Annotated in this window: 16 protein-coding genes; 5 read left to right on the forward strand and 11 right to left on the reverse strand. The window is 49.4% G+C overall.

The features are described 5' to 3' along the window. Window positions 1–10: 10 nt before the first annotated feature. Window positions 11–1,381 carry a TolC family protein gene (locus ACJJI8_RS18950; protein WP_444933375.1) on the reverse strand — a complete coding sequence of 457 codons (1,371 nt, stop codon included), beginning with the start codon at window positions 1,379–1,381 and terminating at the stop codon, window positions 11–13. 84 nt (window positions 1,382–1,465) lie between these two features. Beyond that, window positions 1,466–1,858 (reverse strand): hypothetical protein, encoded by a 393-nt coding sequence (locus ACJJI8_RS18955; protein ID WP_444908108.1) that lies wholly within the window; start codon window positions 1,856–1,858, stop codon window positions 1,466–1,468. A gap of 222 nt (window positions 1,859–2,080) precedes the next feature. On the opposite strand from ACJJI8_RS18955, the gene ACJJI8_RS18960 reads away from it, so the two are divergent. After that, window positions 2,081–3,013 carry a DUF2092 domain-containing protein gene (locus ACJJI8_RS18960; protein ID WP_444908107.1) on the forward strand — a complete coding sequence of 311 codons (933 nt, stop codon included), beginning with the start codon at window positions 2,081–2,083 and terminating at the stop codon, window positions 3,011–3,013. After that, window positions 3,010–3,498: a hypothetical protein gene (locus ACJJI8_RS18965; RefSeq protein ID WP_413662207.1), complete on the forward strand. Its 489-nt coding sequence runs from the start codon at window positions 3,010–3,012 to the stop codon at window positions 3,496–3,498. Before ACJJI8_RS18960 ends, ACJJI8_RS18965 begins: the two co-directional genes overlap by 4 nt. A gap of 39 nt (window positions 3,499–3,537) precedes the next feature. Here the strand turns inward: ACJJI8_RS18965 and ACJJI8_RS18970 are convergent, their stop codons facing one another. Together ACJJI8_RS18970 and ACJJI8_RS18975 are read right to left on the reverse strand one after the other, a co-directional pair. Then, window positions 3,538–3,741 carry a zf-HC2 domain-containing protein gene (locus tag ACJJI8_RS18970; protein ID WP_282933051.1) on the reverse strand — a complete coding sequence of 68 codons (204 nt, stop codon included), beginning with the start codon at window positions 3,739–3,741 and terminating at the stop codon, window positions 3,538–3,540. 2 nt (window positions 3,742–3,743) lie between these two features. Continuing rightward, entirely contained in the window at window positions 3,744–4,361 is a 618-nt protein-coding gene (locus ACJJI8_RS18975; protein WP_282933052.1) for an RNA polymerase factor sigma-70, read from the reverse strand. 403 nt (window positions 4,362–4,764) lie between these two features. Here ACJJI8_RS18975 and ACJJI8_RS18980 point away from each other — a divergent pair, with 403 nt between their 5' ends. Continuing rightward, complete coding sequence (locus ACJJI8_RS18980) at window positions 4,765–5,811, forward strand: methyltransferase domain-containing protein (protein ID WP_444913969.1); 1,047 nt, start codon at window positions 4,765–4,767, stop codon at window positions 5,809–5,811. Between the two features lie 25 nt (window positions 5,812–5,836). Here ACJJI8_RS18980 and ACJJI8_RS18985 read toward each other — a convergent pair whose 3' ends face one another. After that, window positions 5,837–6,829 (reverse strand): hydrolase, encoded by a 993-nt coding sequence (locus ACJJI8_RS18985; RefSeq protein WP_444933376.1) that lies wholly within the window; start codon window positions 6,827–6,829, stop codon window positions 5,837–5,839. A gap of 34 nt (window positions 6,830–6,863) precedes the next feature. Beyond that, window positions 6,864–8,117, reverse strand: coding sequence for an MFS transporter (locus ACJJI8_RS18990; protein ID WP_413662210.1), 1,254 nt, complete (start codon window positions 8,115–8,117; stop codon window positions 6,864–6,866). Window positions 8,118–8,194: 77 nt separating this feature from the next. Between ACJJI8_RS18990 and ACJJI8_RS18995 the strand changes: the two genes are divergently transcribed. Continuing rightward, window positions 8,195–9,442 carry an ArsB/NhaD family transporter gene (locus tag ACJJI8_RS18995; RefSeq protein WP_444933377.1) on the forward strand — a complete coding sequence of 416 codons (1,248 nt, stop codon included), beginning with the start codon at window positions 8,195–8,197 and terminating at the stop codon, window positions 9,440–9,442. Window positions 9,443–9,451: 9 nt separating this feature from the next. On the opposite strand, the gene ACJJI8_RS19000 is transcribed toward ACJJI8_RS18995, so the two are convergent. The 4 genes from ACJJI8_RS19000 to ACJJI8_RS19015 all read right to left on the reverse strand — a co-directional run bounded on the left by ACJJI8_RS19000 (window position 9,452) and on the right by ACJJI8_RS19015 (window position 15,117). After that, complete coding sequence (locus tag ACJJI8_RS19000) at window positions 9,452–9,736, reverse strand: DUF411 domain-containing protein (RefSeq protein WP_444933378.1); 285 nt, start codon at window positions 9,734–9,736, stop codon at window positions 9,452–9,454. Between the two features lie 193 nt (window positions 9,737–9,929). Beyond that, window positions 9,930–10,898 carry an L-histidine N(alpha)-methyltransferase gene (gene egtD / locus ACJJI8_RS19005; protein ID WP_444933379.1) on the reverse strand — a complete coding sequence of 323 codons (969 nt, stop codon included), beginning with the start codon at window positions 10,896–10,898 and terminating at the stop codon, window positions 9,930–9,932. Between the two features lie 2 nt (window positions 10,899–10,900). After that, window positions 10,901–12,205, reverse strand: a complete 1,305-nt coding sequence (gene egtB / locus ACJJI8_RS19010; RefSeq protein ID WP_444933380.1) for an ergothioneine biosynthesis protein EgtB — start codon at window positions 12,203–12,205, stop codon at window positions 10,901–10,903. Window positions 12,206–12,567: 362 nt separating this feature from the next. Then, window positions 12,568–15,117 carry a TonB-dependent receptor gene (locus ACJJI8_RS19015; protein WP_444933381.1) on the reverse strand — a complete coding sequence of 850 codons (2,550 nt, stop codon included), beginning with the start codon at window positions 15,115–15,117 and terminating at the stop codon, window positions 12,568–12,570. Window positions 15,118–15,472: 355 nt separating this feature from the next. Between ACJJI8_RS19015 and ACJJI8_RS19020 the strand changes: the two genes are divergently transcribed. Further along, window positions 15,473–17,770: a penicillin acylase family protein gene (locus ACJJI8_RS19020; protein ID WP_444933382.1), complete on the forward strand. Its 2,298-nt coding sequence runs from the start codon at window positions 15,473–15,475 to the stop codon at window positions 17,768–17,770. A gap of 22 nt (window positions 17,771–17,792) precedes the next feature. Here the strand turns inward: ACJJI8_RS19020 and ACJJI8_RS19025 are convergent, their stop codons facing one another. After that, the gene (locus ACJJI8_RS19025) at window positions 17,793–18,056 is read right to left on the reverse strand and encodes a hypothetical protein (protein ID WP_444908100.1); all 264 of its coding nucleotides are present in this window, start codon (window positions 18,054–18,056) and stop codon (window positions 17,793–17,795) included. Between the last annotated feature and the right edge of the window lie 22 nt (window positions 18,057–18,078).

The raw sequence follows: 18,078 nt of genomic DNA on the forward strand, positions 1-18,078 counted from the left end.
AAACTCAACTTCATCTACTGCTCTCGACAACCACGACACCCAATGGCCGGGCAGTTAACCTCTCAATTTCCGCTCCATACACATGAACAGAGCGTGCCGCCACAATTCTCGAGCGCTCAGCATCGAGCAATTCCTCGCGGGCAGAGATCAACTCAACATAGGAATAGCGCCCCCGGCGATAGGCCCGGTCAACCTCAGAAAGCGCCTTACGCAATGTGGGAATAACGGTATTTTGCATTTCGTCAACAATGGCCAGCGCTTGTTCACGGCTCGTTACCGCCAAGAAAAGCTGGGGATAGAGCTTCAGCAATGCCGCCTCTCTATCCAACTGAACCTGTTCCAGCTCAGCCATTGCAGAAATCTCTTTACCCCGGTTACGTCGCCCGGTAAAAAGCGGCACGTTAAAGCCAACAACAACAGCATTCTCATCATCTTCTTTGTCGTTCCGATAGCCTGCATACCAACCAATATCAGGTGTCGACTTCGCTTGTGTCAGATGCAGGTGAGATGCGCGCAAGCGCTCTTCAGAGGCAAAACGGGCAATAGAAGGGTTTTCCTGAGCCCGCTCGTACAGAACATCAAAGCTGGCATTTGGCTCAAATCGGAAGAGCACGCTGGAGTCAACTGCAAAGTCCTGGGTAGGTTGCCCCCACAGCGCGGATAGTGCGTACTTGTAGTAGCTCAGCATTCGCTCCTGTGCCTCGGCGGCCAAAATGGCATTCGCCAGTGCAGACTCAGCCCGCATGCGTTCAGCTATGGGGGACGCAGCAGCATTGACCCTTGTAGTTACAGCGTCCAACGCTTCTTGCGCCAGCGAGACCTTCTCTTTTTCCAGAATCAGTAATTCTGCGGCAGCGAGTACTTGCGCATAGCCACGAACCACCTCGGCCAAGACATCCAGTGCTGTCGCTTGCTCATCGGCAATTAAGAGGTCCCGCTGAGCATTGACAACATCGATTCGAGCCTGGCGTTTGCCCCCCAACTCAATAACTGATGACAAAGAAGCAGTCAGCTCAAGTTCCTTGTCATCATCATCATCGTCGTCACTTGGCGGACCGGGCCGGCCGGGGGAGCCTGAGCTTGAGCTTGAGCTTGATGAACCATCATCTCCGTATACCGCATACTCAGCTTCGAAACCAAAATCCCATGCAGGACGTAGGCCGGCTGTGAACTCAGCACCATCCAATGCCCATTGCTGGAGTGGAAAAACTGCAATCTGGGGATTTTGTGCCAGAGTTTTCTGTATTGCCTCTGGCAACGTCAATACTTCTCCCCTCTGCGCAGAGGTAGCTTGCGCAGACATAAGTAGAGCGGTCGTCAACAAAAATCTAAAGGATGTACGACCAATCACGCTCAGCGAGAGCGTGGAAAAAAAATCCATGGAATTCTCCCAAGTCACAACTCGATCATCGTGTGCGAGCAAAAGCTACATACTTCTATAGCGGCACACGCAGTATTTAACTAATCAGACTTGGGTTATAGGTGGGCGTAAAAGTGGAGAAAAATAACCTGAGGGCACAGCTGCACTAATTGTGTCACTGTAACTGATAGTGCCCCGAAGAAGAGGTTGATAAGACTGCCCCAAAAGCCCGGTTGCATTAATTCCGTGACAATGGCAACAGTGATTACAGAAATCCAACGTCGGTGTAGATTGCTCTTCACCGGAGGAAGGCAGCGAGAAAGTGACGGAACCCCCATCAGGCTCGTCAGTAGGAGCTACCCCCGGGAGTTGATCAATATGATTTGAAGAGAAGTGGATGGTGATATCTTCTAGCTCATCATGACTGTCATAGAAGGCGCCAGCTGTCTGGAAAATCAGCAGCGCAATCAGTAAAAATGACAGACGAACCACATTCATAGGAGCAGGCTAGTATCAATAATGGACCGACTCTAGCAAACATAACCCAGAGCCTCAATTGAATACGGCAAAAGTTTTGTAAAACAACAGCTTATTGACCAGCAATTCTGGATAGCCAGTCTCGTTTCAATACTCGATTTGACGCAACAGCAGGCGCGAAGGTTCTCCTCTACACTGATTCAGATGCCACAACTATGGCTATGTATTGGGAGGTACCGGTAAATGCTTGCTTTTCAACCCTTTGGTGGCTTGGCTAGGGCGCTGATTCTTGCAGCGACGGTGGCATTAGCCCCTGCGATTGTCGCTCAAAACCCGACTCCACCCCCGCAACCCGATAGCACTGGCTCCCAAGGCCAAACCCCGCCACCAGGGCACCCCACTCAATCGACCGATGACAGCAATCCCCCCCAGCCACCAGGGCAAATGCAGCAAGGCAAACCTCCTCAAGGCCAAATGGGGGCCATGGAATCAAACGAGCCCCTAGACCCCAAGGCGATGGCAACCTTGAAACGAATGGGTGACTACCTCGCCAGCCTCAAAATGATGATGTTTAACGCCGATATATTCACAGAAGTCGTTCTGGAAAATCAGGAAAAGCTCCTGATTGGCGGTACCGTCAAATATATGGCAATGCCACCAAAGCAACTGCGTGTAGACCTGAAAACAGATTCTATTACCCGTCAATTTATTCACAATGGCGACAAGTTCACCGTGATTGCTCCCCGCGATGGTTATTTCGCAGAAATGGAAGCACCCCAGCCTACAGCGGAAGTTTTGACCAAAGCCGCCAAGGATTACGGCATTGAGATTCCTTTTGCCGACCTCCTCGAATGGGGAAGGAAGGAAAATGTTTGGTCCGGTATCAAAGAAGGCTTTCTGGTAAACCGGCCTATGGTTGACGGCCAAAAAACCGAGCACTGGGCATTTCGCTCTGAAAACCTGGACTGGGAAATCTGGATCAAGGCTGGTGACAAGCCCCTGCCCCTGCGTATTTCAACAGTGAATACCCGCGACCCCGCCAAGCCGCGCTTTATTGCCACCTTGAAATGGATGGAAGCCAAACCTGGTGCCGCCGGGCAATTTACCCCTTCCACCGACAAGCTCAAGCAGATCCAGTTTAAGAAGGCGGAACCCAATAAGGAGGCCACACCATGATGCATCGCAACGGTCAAAAGACGGGTTTCCTTGCACAACTGGTTGTGCCTGCCCTGGTCACGGGGGCACTACTGACTGCATTGGCCAGTCCCTCAGCCGAAGCCTTTGGTCGGTTTGGTGGTGGTGGGGCTCATTTCAATATTGGGGGACATTTTAATGGGATGCGTCCGATGGGTGGAGGCTTCCACGGTGGCTATGCCCCGGGGGAGTTTGCAAGGCGCTTTCCCAATCACCCCCCATTTCACCCCCATCATCCACCCTACCCACCGCCCCCTTGGCGCCCCCACTACTGGCCCTACCCGGGACCAGCATTTTGGGGTACGGCAGCAGCCGTAGGTGTCGGCGGGTGGTTATATACGTTGCCTCGCAGCTGTGTTGCAGTAACTGTTGGTAACGTTACCTATGAGCACTGCGGGTCCTACTGGTATGAACCGCACTTTGTCGGTGGCCATATCGCCTACCGCCCGGTTCGCCCTCCCCGCTAGGAACGCCAATATTGGATAAGTGGCCCCAAGTGCTAAATGCTATTTTTCGTTGTCAGCTTTCTCGGGGCCACCCTGAGCATAAGATTTGGTGATATGCCTGAGGGTCTTCATCTGCTTGCCGAAATTGCGGCAAGGTGTGCAAACCGCCAGATGTAACTTCAGGCTCGCCTTCTCGGAAATGAGCAGGTCCCTCTCCTGGGACTCAGACATCAGCCTCGTGGCTTCCCGGCAGGTCTTCATCATTGTCACTTCTCCACACCAAACCAGTTATCTTCCAGACACTCGCGCAAGCGAAGGCGCGCCCTGTGCAATGTGACATTTAAGTTGCTAACGGTAATCTCCATGGCAGCACAGATTTCATGGCTTTCCAGCTCAATAAATTCCCTCATCATAAAGATCTGCGCTTGGCGCGAGGGAAGATGGCTGAGACAGGCCTCGAAGATCCGCCAGAAATGCTTGTCGTGGATTGCCGACTCAGGATCAGCCCAGCGCTTGGGCTTTTCATCCTTCTGCCAGTGTCCCGTCTGATCAAACAGCTCATCGTGATCATATTCTTCCCTATCCCCACGAACCAATTGATCCGCATCCACGAAGCGCTGTCTCTGTCGCAATATGTCGGCAATCTTGTTCTTGAGAATGGCGAAGACCCAGGTCTTCAAAGCCGAGCGACCGGAAAAGCTGCGCGAGTTTTTTAGGGCACCCATCAATGCTTCCTGAACAGCATCCTCAGCCAGCTGTGTATCCTGCAACTGCAAACTGGCAAAACGCAGCATCTGCTGGCGCAAATCCACCAGGAACTGCGAATTCTGTAAGGAATCCTCGGCGGACTCTGTCGAAGCACTGGGAGCTAGGTGATCGCTCAATTACGTTCCCTCATAATATCGAAGCGGAGAGAGTCGATATTAACGAAAATAATGCGATTCTCTACAAACCAATTCCCACTGGCGCCAAAAGGCAATTTTGCTGATTCTGAAATATCTAGTGCATCATGCTGGTATTTTTGTGCCAATTGAGACTTTTCTGCTTTTCCCCGCCTCTCGAGTCAGAATGAGTGAAATATCATGCCAGTATAGAGCTCTGCATCAGTTTCGAAAGCGGAAACCTTTGGCCAGAAGAACCTCTAACTCCTCAACTCTTCCCTGATTCCTCTGGTTTTTAGTCGCGGGAACCGCAGACTTGTTACACTTCCTCAGCAAAATTACAAAGAGCGCCAATACCGGCGCAACTGCGCCTTTTTGGTTAACCCCCGCAATAGGTAAAGAGCCAATGCACGATTTAGTACAGGACTACTACGGACGCCAACTAAAGAACTCTTCAGACCTGAAGACCAATGCCTGTTGTGATCCCAGCGATATGCCAGAGTGGCTAAAACCATTGCTGTCCAATATTCATCCCGATGTCCTATCCCGCTATTACGGCTGCGGACTTGTCTGCCCTCCACTTTTGGAAGGCTGCCGGGTACTGGATCTTGGCTGTGGCTCAGGCCGGGATATTTACTTGCTCTCCCAGTTGGTAGGCCCAAAAGGTGAAGTAGTAGGTGTCGATATGACGGAAGAGCAGTTGGCTGTGGCCAGGCAGCACCAAGCCCATCACGCCGACAAGTTTGGCTATGACAATGTCCGCTTCCTGCACGGCTACATCGAAAAGCTGGAGGAACTGGAATTAGAGCCTGAAAGCTTTGATGTGATCATTTCCAATTGTGTGGTTAACCTTTCCACAGACAAAGATGCTGTACTCAAAGGCTTGTTCCGGCTGCTGAAACAAGGGGGAGAATTTTACTTCTCCGATGTCTATGCCGACCGTCGCATTCCCCCCGCAATTAGCTCTGACCCCGAGCTGTTTGGCGAGTGTCTTGGGGGCGCACTCTACTGGAATGACTTCCTGGAAATTGCTCAGGGCAGCGGCTTCCGCGATCCACGCCTGGTGGAGAGCCGGCCATTACTTATCACCAACCCAACCCTGGCCCAGCGCTGTGGATCAATTCGATTTTTTTCCGCCACTTATCGATTGTTCAAATTAGCGCAACTGGAAAAAGACTGTGAGGATTACGGCCAAGCAGTGATTTACAAAGGCACACTACCGGGCTCTGCCGATCAATTCGTTCTCGATGGACACCACATTATTGAGACCGGACGAGTATTCCCTGTGTGCGGTAATACTTGGAGAATGCTCGCAGAGACCCGTCTCGCACCCCACTTCGAGTTTATTGGCGATTTTTCACGGCACTTTGGCCTGTTTCCCGGCTGCGGCAAGGAAATGCCATTTGCCAGCGACACTCCCGAAGCGGATCAATCGAGTACCCAGTGCTGTTAACCCTGAGCCTGGAAATGGGAGCCCCCTAACGGGCTCCCTTTGGAATCCCAACGACTGCCCCCAAAAAGTAGGGTATTTTTTTCTCCAACCAATAACTGGGGCTCCATACCGTCCCATCTATAAACCCTACATGCCCCCCTCGATCACTCACCGCCAAATCGACAGCAGAACTAACTTCGCTGGTTACGGGGATCGCTGATGGACAAATAAAAGGATCATCAACGGCGTTGATAATCAAAGTCGGCGTGCGAATATCTTTGAGTAAAGGCTTGCTGGATGCCTGAGTGTAATACTCATCCACATCACGAAAACCATGTAACGGCGCAGTGAAAGCATTGTCGAAATGCCTGAAATCGACAAAGTCCTCACTGCAATTGAGATCGGGTAAGGCCGCAGCCAACTGTGGGTCTTTCGCCTTATGAAGCAGGCTCAAACGAAGCCCGCTAATCAGGTGGCGCTCATAAAGGTGGGATATACCAGTGTTGATGTAGCGACTACAGGCATGGAGGTCCATTGGCGCCGAAACAGCAATCCCAGCGGCTACCTGCCCGCGGCCACCATCTTCACCTAACATTTTCAGAACAACATTTCCGCCCAATGAGAAGCCAACCACGGCAATCGTCATTAATGGAAACTGTTTCTTAAGTTCACTAACCAGCCAGCGAGGATCTTCAGTGTCACCACTGTGATAGGCCCTCGGCAACTTGTTAGGCACACCACCACAACCTCGAAAATGCATTACAGCGACCTGGTAATGGTATGCCAGAAGAGTTTCCATCAGCCCCTGCACATAGGGCGACTCAACCGAACCACCCAAACCGTGAAGTATCAATACCAGAGGATAATCGGGATCATTGCGTAGCGGCCTGGGAAAATGCAAAGAAAGGCGATCGCCATCAGGCGTTTCGTACCAGCGGCAATCTGTCTCAATCCAGGGGGTGGCGCGGTGAAAACGACTGAATACGGTCTGAATATGTCGATTGCCAAGGCCTCGGGCTGGAGAAAAAGAATTAACCATAGATTTCTATCAATAGTCGAAACAACCGGGGCTATCAGTTTCCTGCTGATGGTTTAGGGATTGTTGCCCCTTTCGTTTCTGGGACAAAAATCAGAAAAAATGTACCGGCGATCAGAGCAATAGCTCCCAAAGTAAGAAAAGCAACGCCATAGCCAAAATACTGAACAATATATTCCGCAGAAAAATTACTACATGCCGAACCAATTCCCACCAAGGCGGCCATAGCGCCCTGAGTAACATTGAAACGGCCCGTACCACGTGTCAGGTCGGCACACATTAAAATAATAATGACGCCAAATATACCATTAGCCACGCCATCCAGGGATTGAATTGCTACCAGGAAGTACGGATTGTCCGTAGACATAAACAACAGCGCCCGTACCGGATTGATAAAAAAACCGATAAGGAAGATTAGCTTGCGCCCCCAGGTATCCGCTTTGGCCGCACACAGAAAGGACATCAGCATCATCATAAACTGGGCGGCGATGATACAAGCTGACGTAAAGGCAATAGCTATATCAGCATTCGAGTTAATCGACAGTTTCTGACTCACCAAGGGCAACATCGCAGCATTGCCAAAGTGGAATAGAAACACGCTGACAGCCAAAGCGACCAGGCGCCGGTCAGATAGCAGTGACTTGAAGCCTGACGGCTGCGCTTTGCCCTCTAGATCCTTGTGCTCTCCGCCCCGAGCACGGATATGATCGATAGATTTTCCCGGAATAAAGGCTACCGAGATCGCCATAAGGGCACCCATAACCGCCATCAACCAGAACACCCCCTGCCCGGAAATAGTCAGGGCAAGAATCGCTGCAAGCCCAGCAGCAAAGACATTGCCCGCATGATTGGAGGCCTGGTTGGCACTGGTTTGATAGGTAAAATTTTTATCGCTGGTAACCCCGAGTGTGATTGCCGCAATAGAAGGAGCCACGAAGGCAATTGCGCCTCCCATCAAAACCTGGGAGAGATAAATCAATGGCTTGTGGCTGGTAAATTCCACAATAGTGATAGAAACAATACCGATAATGATCCCGCAAGTGGCAATAAGCCCTCTCTTAAAGCGAGTACTATCGATAAATGCGCCAGCAGGTGTCTGCAGCAGTACAGTGGTTACCCCGCCAATTGCCAGGACAACCCCAATATCTCCCGGCTTCCAGTGCATGGCTGAGAGCAGGTAAATAGCCAGGTATGGTCCCAAACCCGCAACCACATCTCCAGCAAAGAAATTCGTAAAGAGAAGAGGTTTGTTTAAACTCTTATGAATGGCCTTGTTGGCACTCTGCTGCACTGGATAGAGCCTCAGAAAAATAGCAACGCTGAAAACCAGAGTAGCAGTTGGGACTAGCGACACTCGGATAACGATAGATGTCTATCAGCTTAACCGTCTCGGCAATCATCTTTATCCTAATAGCCGTGCGCCAATGGCTACCGTCTGCCGTTCGTATCTGGCACATCATGACCCTTGGCGCAGTAGCACTTTTGGCCTTGAGGCAAATCACACTTAAAGACGCATTCTTTGCTGTAGATTGGGATTTAATCCTCTACTTATTCTCTGTATTTTCGATTGCATCCGCTCTATACGACACAGGGATTTCAGCACAAATCAGCAGGCGAATACTCTCCCGTAAAAACCCCAATACCATACTGGCAAGCTATGTCCTGATCATGGCCGTCTGCGCAGCCCTTCTCACCAATGATGCTGCAGCAGTGATTGGTGTACCCATCGCGCTATTGATGGCTCGGGATATGAACTGGGGTGTTGTACCCCTACTTATTTTACTTTGTGCCACCGTAACGATCGGCAGCATGATCTCACCTGTCGGCAACCCACAAAATATCTTGATTGCCAACGCAGGGCAGTTTGACAATATGTTTCTGGTATTTGCCGAGTGGATCTTTATCCCGGCAGCAATCACCATGCTGCTGTCGATTCTTTGGTTAAAAAGGTTTCTTAAAGTTGACGAACCCAGTCACAATGTAGGCATTCAGCCTCGAGAGGACAATGAGATAGCACAAAAATGGCCACCTCTATTGTCGGCAGCCCTTCTGGTAATTCTAATAGCATTAGGCAGTGTACTTCATAACGTAGAAGGTATTTACCACCCAACCTTGGGTCAAATAGGCTTGGTCGCCTGCTCACCCATTTATCTGGCAAGTCATGAAAGAAGAAAAATACTGAGAGAAGTAGACTGGCCCACTCTCTTTTTCTTTATTTCCATGTTTATAGTGACCGGCTCACTACTCAAGTCCGGATCACTACAGTTTTTTTTGCACGAGAGCGGGATTAATCTGGCTGAACCCGGAACTGTAACTTTTGTCAGTTTTTTTGCCAGCCAACTGTTTTCCAATGTTCCCGTAGTGGAAATCTACCTGAATCTGCTACATGAACACGATACCCAAACACTTATGATGCTATCAGCCATATCTACAGTTGCCGGTAACCTCTTTATCATCAGTGCAGCCAGCAATGTAATAGTGCTGCAGCAGGCGGAAAAATTTGGTGTGCAACCATTTAACTTCTGGCAGTTCTTTTTATTGATGTTGCCGGTAAGTGTTATCAGTGTGGCAGCGAGTTATCTCTATATTATTTGGTACAGCTCGCTACAGACCTAAAAAAAAGAGCTAACTCTGGGGCTTCTCGACTCGGACAAAGGGGCGATAGTCTCCCCCTTCCAGCAGCAGATAAATATTGTAAGGTTCAAACTTTCCATCCACTTCCATTCCTGGGCTACCAACGGGCATCCCGGGTACTAATAGACCGATTCCATCCTCTGGAGGAGAGGAAATAAATTGCAGGATATGTTTGACGGGAACATGGCCTTCAAAAACATATTTGTTGTGCCACACCGCCGTATGGCAACCCTCCATCCCCCGAGGAACACCCCATTGCTGCCGAATTTTGGCCATATTCAGCTCAGAACTGGTAGATACAGCAATGTCTTTACCCCGTAGATAATCCACCCACTTGTTACAACAAAAGCAAAGCGGGTGTTTATACACAATAAAACTATCAGCATCCCACTGTTTTTTTTCCTCCGTACCAGCAAAACTTACTGGTGCGGTCAATATCACCAGTGAGAAAAGGAGAGCTAAAACCTCCCTAGATAGCCTGGGCATAGTGAATAGCATAAGACTCAGAGGAATCAGTCCAGTGGCGAACAGGCTTAAAGCCGCCTTTCATCAACAGGGTATTAAAACTACTCACTTTATATTTATGGCTATTCTCGGTATGAATAGTCTCCCCTTCCGAAAAGACGATTTGTTCCCCAGCGATTGCGACGCTTTGTTCCCGGAGGCTAACTAAATGCATTTCTACGCGTTGTCGCAATGGCTGATAGAAGGCGCGATGAGAGAAAGATGACAAATCAAAGTTGCCTCCCAACTCACTGTTAATTCGTTGCAGGAGGTTCTTGTTAAACTGCTCCGTAATATGCTCACTATCGTGATACGCCCTCTCCAGCACAACGGAATCTTTAACTAAATCAGTTCCGATAAGCAGGCCGTCTCCCGCTCTCAAATTTGCCGCAAACGTCTCCAGCAATTGCTCCGCCCTATCCGGCTCAAAGTTTCCAATTGTCGAGCCAGGAAAAAACACCACACGTTTTTTTGATTCAATATTCGACAGATTGTCCCATACTTCGGCTTGAGTAAAGTCACCTACTTCCGGCCAGATAGAAATATGAGGTAAGCCTTTTTTAATTCGTTGCCCCGCCAGATAGAGAATCTCCGGGGAAATATCGATGGGATAGTATCCGCTAGGGCTTTTTAAAAGATGCAGTAGGCCCTCTACTTTTTCGCAGTTGCCTGCACCGGGCTCCACCAGTAACGCCCCTGGGCCAATTTCCTCAGCAATATCCGGTAGATACTGATTGAATATCTTAGCCTCAGTACGGGTTAAATAATAATCATCTACATCACATATTTTCTCGAACAACTGAGAGCCAAGTTCGTCGTATAGGTATTTACACGGTAGTGTTTTCTGATCTCCGGCCAACCCCCGTAACACATCACTGAGAAATTCATGGTCTTGTTGTGAACTTTCCTGCATCGATGATACGGCTGCTTTCACATTTAGTCTCCTGCCAAACGGATACCGGTAAATTGCCACGACTGGTGTGGATAAAAGAAGTTGCGGTAACTGATCCGAATATGGTCAGCCGGGGTTGCAAAAGATCCACCGCGAAGAACCTTTTGGTTACACATAAACTTTCCGTTGTACTCCCCTACTGCATCCTCCCGGGCTCTGAAGCCCCGATAAGGTAAGTAAGCGCTGGAAGTCCACTCCCACAAATCCCCTAAGAACTGCGTTTGCCCCCGCTGCGCCTGCAATGGCCTAAAGTGACGTTTTTCCAGAAAATTAGCTGATGCCATTTGATTCGGCTGGCGTAAATGGCAAGCAGCTGCCTCCCATTCAAATTCAGTAGGCAATCGTTTTCCAGCCCAGGTTGCGAAAGCATCTGCCTCATAGAAAGAAAGATGGCAGACAGGCTCAGCTGGATTTAAGGGTAGCAACCCATAGAGGGAGTACTGATGCCAACCATCACTGTTCAACCGCCAATAGGATGGGTGCTTTTGCTGATTTTTCTGCAAATGCAGCCAACCATCCGAAAGCCACAGACGATGCTGTTCATAGCCACCATCCTCTATAAATTCAAGGTACTCCCTATTAGTAACCAGTCGGGAGGCAATAACAAAGTCATCGATAAACTGCTGATGCTCAGGCCCTTCATTATCAAAGCAGAAAGCATCGCCATTACTCCCAATCCCATAGAAGTCCTTGGGTATGCTCAACCAACGGAGTGGCTCCAGTGCCCCGTCTTCATCTTCAGGAAACATATCCCGGTAAGCTGGTGCCATGGGATTAGTTGATAGAGCATGCTTGATATCGGTCAATATCAATTCCTGGTGCTGCTGCTCATGATTCAACCCCAGCTGGACCAGTGCGGCCAAATTTTCAGGAATCGGGTACTCACTGAGCAACCGGTGCATGGAGTCATCGATAAACTTTCGATATTCATAAACCTGGGCACTATCTGGACGCGAAATTAGCCCCCTGTTAGGGCGTGCAAAGGGGGTACCCAAACTGTTGTAGTAAGAGTTGAACAGGTGGTTGAAGTGTGGGTTAAACGTTTGATATCCCCGCAACCGGTTGGCAAGGATAAAGGTCTCAAAGAACCAGCTCGTATGTGCTAAATGCCATTTGGTAGGACTGGCATCCGGCATAGACTGTAGCTGCATATCCTCCGGGGATAACGGCAACGCAAGATTCTCTGTCTCTGCACGAACTTTCTGGTAATCACTGAGAAGTTGATGTTGTACTTCCTCTAAAGTTACTTCACCGACGTGTATTGCCATATTAGTAATCAACTGCGACACATTTCTTCTCTATTGAAATCATCATACGCAGTTTTAGGTGTAAACCTAGAGGCTAGCTATTCAACAGAAGGGTATATGCGCCAGTTTATTTTTCTCTTGAAGGGTCAATAAAAAAAAGGGCCGGATAAACCGGCCCACTCTCTCGTCATGCTGACAGGAATAACTTAATAAAATAGAGCAAAAATTGTTTTATGTAATATTTCTTTCAAAATTTAGACGCAATTTTCACAATCTAAACGTTTTTTATAGGCTACTGCCGGAATAAGGGGCTCTAAATAATCCCACAATGCCCCTGTGGCCTTTAAATGCCCTCCCAAGGTCGACAACAGCACATCCCTGTGCCGTATTAACCCATGGGTTAATTAAAATCGGACAGTTAAATCCGCACCGTACATTCTCGGCATAAAGCGCCAAGCGGGACTGGCACCAATGGCTGCACCGGTACCACCATAACCGCCAGCAATTTCTTCATCCGTCAAATTTTGTATCCATAGCGCTAAAGAATAACTATCTGAAGGGCTGTTCCAGGCCGCCCGTAGGTTGAACAACTGATAGTCTTCCACGATACGTGTCCGGTCAGTAATCGAACCAATTCGCTCATCTGTCCAGTTATAATCGCCACGGAAAATAAACTCCCCGCCAGATGCAAGGTCCACTGTGTATTCAGCCATTAGGTTGAATTTATTCTCTGGCGTTGATACCCGAGACTGGCCTACTTTCGAGTCCTCTTCAGTCTCACCAATGGCTTCGATGATCTGGTAGTCAGTAAACTCTGTATCCAGGTAGGAGTAATTACCGGCAATAAACAAGCTCTCTGTTACTGCCCACTGCACTTCGATCTCCGCCCCAGTACCCTCTGCATCCGAATTCCGCAGGTTATAACTGGGAATAGGAGTACCCACCAGATCCAGCTCCTGCAAATTGTTGTATTCGTAGGTGTAAATAGAGGTATTCAAGCGTACTCGGTTGTCGAACAGGCTGCTCTTAAGACCAACCTCCAGGTTAACGACATCTTCCTGATCAAAAGACGACTCAACCCCGGGACCAAAATTAAGACTATTGAATCCACCAGCTTTAAAACCATCCGCCAGGGAGACATAGGTCATCACATCGTCATTCCAGCGGTAATCCAGCACTATACGACCGGAAAGGTCGCTCCAGCTATCACTCAATTTGGAGTCCAAAACCGGCTGGCCATTGTTGAAAAACACAATACCAAACAACTGCGACCCCAAATCGACCTCAGGCAGGGTTACAGTGCCGATTACGTTGCCATCTCCGTCAACCAAGCGCACATCTCCGCCGGATAGTGACAGAGGAATACTGTTGCCATAAGCCGTCTGGATGGTGAAATCTTTTTGATCGTAGGTATAACGAGCACCGACAGTCAGGTCCATCTTATCGGTAAGGCTCCAGGTCATGTCGCCGTAAATAGCACTGGAACGGTAATCACCTGTGTTGCGAACGCTCTCCCCCCAATGTGCATCCGAGGCTATCCAGGGATTGAAGCCCGCCATCATCTGTCCGACTACATCTTCCGCATAGAGCATATCGCCGGTTATACCAGTGGCCCCTAACTGAGCGAGTAACGCATCCACCTGGCCTGTTTGCAGCATCAGGTCATAGACAAAGGAAGCGCTGGCAATTCCCTCCAACCCCGCCTGCTGTAGCTGCGCACGGGTGATAACCGCTAAGTCCTCTTGCTCGGTTTGGGTCAGGTCTGGATAGGCAGCTTTTACCCCTTCATAGACGGCAAAGGATTCCACCGATCCGGTAGTGAAATTGGCATAAGTGGTGTGATCCACCTCTTCTTCGGAGTAAGAAGCTCCCAGAGTCCATTTGATGGTATCTGTAGCACCATTGAGACGGAATTCTTGAGAGAACTGGCTTTGATCATCAGTATTAGCTGACCCAAACATATAGTCCGGGTTGGCAGTACCATCCTCATCCTGCTGCAGGTGGGCATCGAATTCGCTATAGGCTGTAATCGAAGTAAACGTGAAATTATCGAAATCTTTGGTAATTGTCAGTGATGTGCCGAAGGAATCACGATCCTCAATGGTCGGGGTATCCAGGGCGTAATCGCCAAAAACATCCGTTTCATCTTTAAGACTGGGCACTATCGTTGTTCGCAAAGCGCTGCCTTGATCCATAACCCCGTAATTGGCGCGCCACAGCACCTCGGTATCCGTCGCCGGCTCCCACAACACAGAGGCGCGGTAGGTCTGAGTATCCTGATCCCCTACAGAGAATCCATTTGCTAAATTATCAGCAAATGGATCGCGACGATTTGTCGACGCCGAAAAACGGCCATACAGGTTGTCACTAATCTGGCGATTAACCAAAAGATCCGACGACTGGCGCCCATAATTACCGGCAGTTAGATTTAATTCCGTAGAATCATCCGCCTGCGGTTTGGTGGTAATAATGTGGATCGCACCACCGGTGGCATTGCGACCGAATAGTGTACCCTGAGGCCCTTTGAGGACTTCAACCCTCTCAATATCGGTCAGCGGTATCTCGGCACCTGCACTGCGGCCGGTATAAACCCCATCCACATAGACCGCCACTGCTGGATCAGAGCCTATGGTCCAGTCATTAGTTTGCACGCCGCGAATACTGTACGTTGGTTGCAGGGCGGTATCATTGTGCATTTCCACGCCCGGCGTATATTTCCCCAAGTCAGTCAAATTTTTGACACCGGCTTCTTTTATATTTTCCCCGGTGAAGGCGGAAATCGCGATAGGTACGTCCTGTAGGTTTTCCGCTCGCTTCTGCGCAGTAACGACAACCTCCTCAATTTCCGCAGCGTGAACGTGAGAGCCGACAGCGGTGAGGAAAGCAATGGTTCCAGAAAGAATGGAAAGATTGAATCTACGGTTTGTTACATCTCTACCAACATCGTGCATCATCGCGTCCTCGCGTTTATTGTTATACAGCCTGATGTTTTCGATTTCTTGTTGTTTTTGTTATTGCACGCCATCTTACGGTTGCGTTTTCATATTGAAAACCCTGCGATGACTTTTTTCTTGTGACCAGTCAGTTCTTCGAGAAATAGCAGTGAAAGACAGGAAAATCCTATAATTTAAAGCTTGGGTTTTGTCACTAAAAGTTACTCTTTGTATCGCTTAGTAACTTTGCGAGTGAAATTAAAATTGCACAATAAAGTGCTACCGACATTAACTCAGAGATTTTGCGGCCACCACAATGACAACATTTCCATTTCTCAAGCGGTATATGCCAGCACTAATTATCAGCATATTGGGTTTGATAATTATATTTTTAATTGGCTCCTGGATCTGGCTCCGACAGAGCTTGCCTATTCTCGATGGAACCATTACCACGAGTGAATTAAAAGACCCGGTTGTTATCGAGCGCGATTCACAGGGAGTGCCATTAATTCATTCTGAAAACCGAAGCAGTTCGGCCTTCGCATTGGGCTTTTTACACGCGCAGGAACGTTTTTTTCAAATGGATCTATTGCGGAGAAGTTCTGCTGGGGAATTATCAGAATTACTGGGCGCATCCACTATAAAACACGATCAAAAGGTACGTTTGCATCAATTTCGCCAGCGAGCAGAGCGAAACATTGCTGCGATGCCGGCGGAACAAAAGGCCCTTCTGGATCAATATATCAACGGTATTAATTTTGGCCTCAACCAGCTTCCCGCAAAACCCTGGGAGTATTTGTTATTGGGTCAGGAACCGCGCCCCTGGAATTCTGCCGACAGCCTGTTAACTATCTACAGCATGTACCTGACGCTACAAAGTGAACGCGGTAGTTATGAACTTCGCGACACCGCTTTAGCCGAATTACTTCCAGCAGATCTCTACGCTTTCTATTTTCCCCAAGGCGGGCGGTGGGACGCACCACTATTTGGAGACGCACGAGAAAAGGTCAGCCTCCCAGAAACACCGATTTCTGCACTTTTAGATGAACAGGACACTATCGTTTATCAGGCGATGGAGAGTGATGACAAAATTTACGGCAGTAATAACTGGGTGGTCGGCGGTAATTTAACAGCGCACGGTGGAGCCATTCTTGCCAACGATATGCACCTCGGGCTGAGTGTTCCCAATATCTGGTTCCGAGCAGGCTGGAGCATACCAGGCACCAACCGATTTGTTCGTGGCGTAACCCTTCCAGGCGGCCCAATTATGGTTGCCGGAAGCAACGAATTAGTTGCCTGGGGATTTACCAACACCGGTGGCGACTGGAGTGACCTGATTCCACTGGAACTCAGCGAAGACGGCAATCAATATAAAACGCCTGAAGGCTGGAGGAATTTTGCCTATGAAACAGAATCTATCGCCGTCAAAGGCAGCGACCCAAAAACCATAGAAGTTCGCACAACTATCTGGGGTCCCGTTATCGGTACAAACCACGATGGCGTTCCTCTCGCATTCCGCTGGGTTGCTCACGACACTCTGGGCGGCAATATGAACTTGATTGATATGGAAGTTGTTCGCACCGCCGAAGAAGCTCTGGAGCTTGGCCCCACCATAGGCATCCCCCACCAGAACCTAGTGGTTGGCGATAGTAACGGCAATATTGGTTGGACTGTGGCTGGCGCTATTCCCAAGCGAGTCGGGTTTGATGGCAGTCGATCAATCAGCTGGGCAGATGGTAGTGCCTATTGGGACGGCTATTTAAGCCCCCAGGAGCATCCCCGCCTGTATAACCCGGAGTCCGGCCGAATCTGGAGTGCCAACGCTCGTATCGTTGATGGGGACTATCTCAAACTCATGGGCAACCACGGCTATGCGCTCGGCGCACGTCAGCAACAAATTCGCGAACGGCTTTTCGCTCAAGAAAAATTCAATGAGCAGGACCTTTTAAATATCCAGCTCGACGATCAGGCAGTTTTTCTCGAGCGGTGGCAGCAACACCTCCTCACCTTACTTGAAGATCAGCAAGACTACCGCGAGGTATATACACAGATTCAAAATTGGGGAGGCCGAGCCGCCATCGACTCCGTAGGCTATCGCATCGTTCGCAACTATCGCCTGAAGTTGATGGAGCTTACGACAGCGCCCATTTTGACTTACATGCGCCGCTATCAGCCTAAGTTTTCTTTCGGCCAACTCAAGCGCCAATTTGAATACCCACTTTGGGAAATGGCTCAGCAAGAGCCAAAACAGCTTCTCAACCCGGATTTTGAATCCTGGAACGCGATAAAGCTCGCCGCCCTGGATCAAGTACTGGAAAAAATGAACCGCAGCAATCAGCCCCTTAAGCGTCAATCCTGGGGTGCTGAAAACACGGCAAAGATCCAGCATCCACTGGGCAAAGCAATACCACCGCTGAACTGGTTCCTGGCAATGCCTGCGGAGCCTCTCGCAGGAGATACCCATATGCCCCGCTTCCAATCTCCCACTCATGGCGCATCCCAGCGCTTAGTGGTTTCACCGGGTCGGGATGCAGACGGTATTTTCCATATGGCAACAGGTCAAAGTGCCCATCCACTCTCACCATTTTTCGGTAACGGCCATCAGGATTGGGTAAAGGGAAACGCTTCATCATTTGTTGAACGCGAGCCTCGCTACCGACTCACGTTAAATTAGAGGTACCGCAGGGACGCTAAAGTCAAGCAGTCTCATCGAGAATTGCGAAAGACAGAAACGTGGTGAAGAAGGCAAGACTCACAACGAAAGGCAGCACGGGAAAGCACAACATCAATGCCGCCGATGTAATCCAGAGATTTCTCACCCAGCTCTTCTTTTGCTGGTAGTGGTAGGTGTAGCGCCGGGTGTGACTGTCTAGCTGTGCAGGAATTGCTATTTCACGGACCGGTGGGAGAAAAAAGCGCACAGCATTGGTGCAATAAAAGCGAATAAATGCAAGCAGCATATTGAACACCACTCTGAGAGTA

The sequence above is a fragment of the Microbulbifer maximicatervae (SeqCode) genome, assembly GCF_052467695.1.

What these genes read in the sequence shown, in the direction of transcription:
- ACJJI8_RS19000 (WP_444933378.1), bottom strand. Translation starts at nt 9,736, where the DNA reads ATGGCCAAAATTCGGCAGCAATGGGGTGTTCCTCGGGGGATGGAGGGT.
- ACJJI8_RS18995 (WP_444933377.1), top strand. Translation starts at nt 8,195, where the DNA reads ATGTCTATCAGCTTAACCGTCTCGGCAATCATCTTTATCCTAATAGCC.
- ACJJI8_RS18960 (WP_444908107.1), top strand. Translation starts at nt 2,081, where the DNA reads ATGCTTGCTTTTCAACCCTTTGGTGGCTTGGCTAGGGCGCTGATTCTT.
- ACJJI8_RS19025 (WP_444908100.1), bottom strand. Translation starts at nt 18,056, where the DNA reads ATGCTGCTTGCATTTATTCGCTTTTATTGCACCAATGCTGTGCGCTTT.
- ACJJI8_RS18955 (WP_444908108.1), bottom strand. Translation starts at nt 1,858, where the DNA reads ATGAATGTGGTTCGTCTGTCATTTTTACTGATTGCGCTGCTGATTTTC.
- ACJJI8_RS18965 (WP_413662207.1), top strand. Translation starts at nt 3,010, where the DNA reads ATGATGCATCGCAACGGTCAAAAGACGGGTTTCCTTGCACAACTGGTT.
- ACJJI8_RS18950 (WP_444933375.1), bottom strand. Translation starts at nt 1,381, where the DNA reads ATGGATTTTTTTTCCACGCTCTCGCTGAGCGTGATTGGTCGTACATCC.
- ACJJI8_RS18980 (WP_444913969.1), top strand. Translation starts at nt 4,765, where the DNA reads ATGCACGATTTAGTACAGGACTACTACGGACGCCAACTAAAGAACTCT.
- ACJJI8_RS18985 (WP_444933376.1), bottom strand. Translation starts at nt 6,829, where the DNA reads ATGGTTAATTCTTTTTCTCCAGCCCGAGGCCTTGGCAATCGACATATT.
- ACJJI8_RS18970 (WP_282933051.1), bottom strand. Translation starts at nt 3,741, where the DNA reads ATGATGAAGACCTGCCGGGAAGCCACGAGGCTGATGTCTGAGTCCCAG.
- ACJJI8_RS19015 (WP_444933381.1), bottom strand. Translation starts at nt 15,117, where the DNA reads ATGATGCACGATGTTGGTAGAGATGTAACAAACCGTAGATTCAATCTT.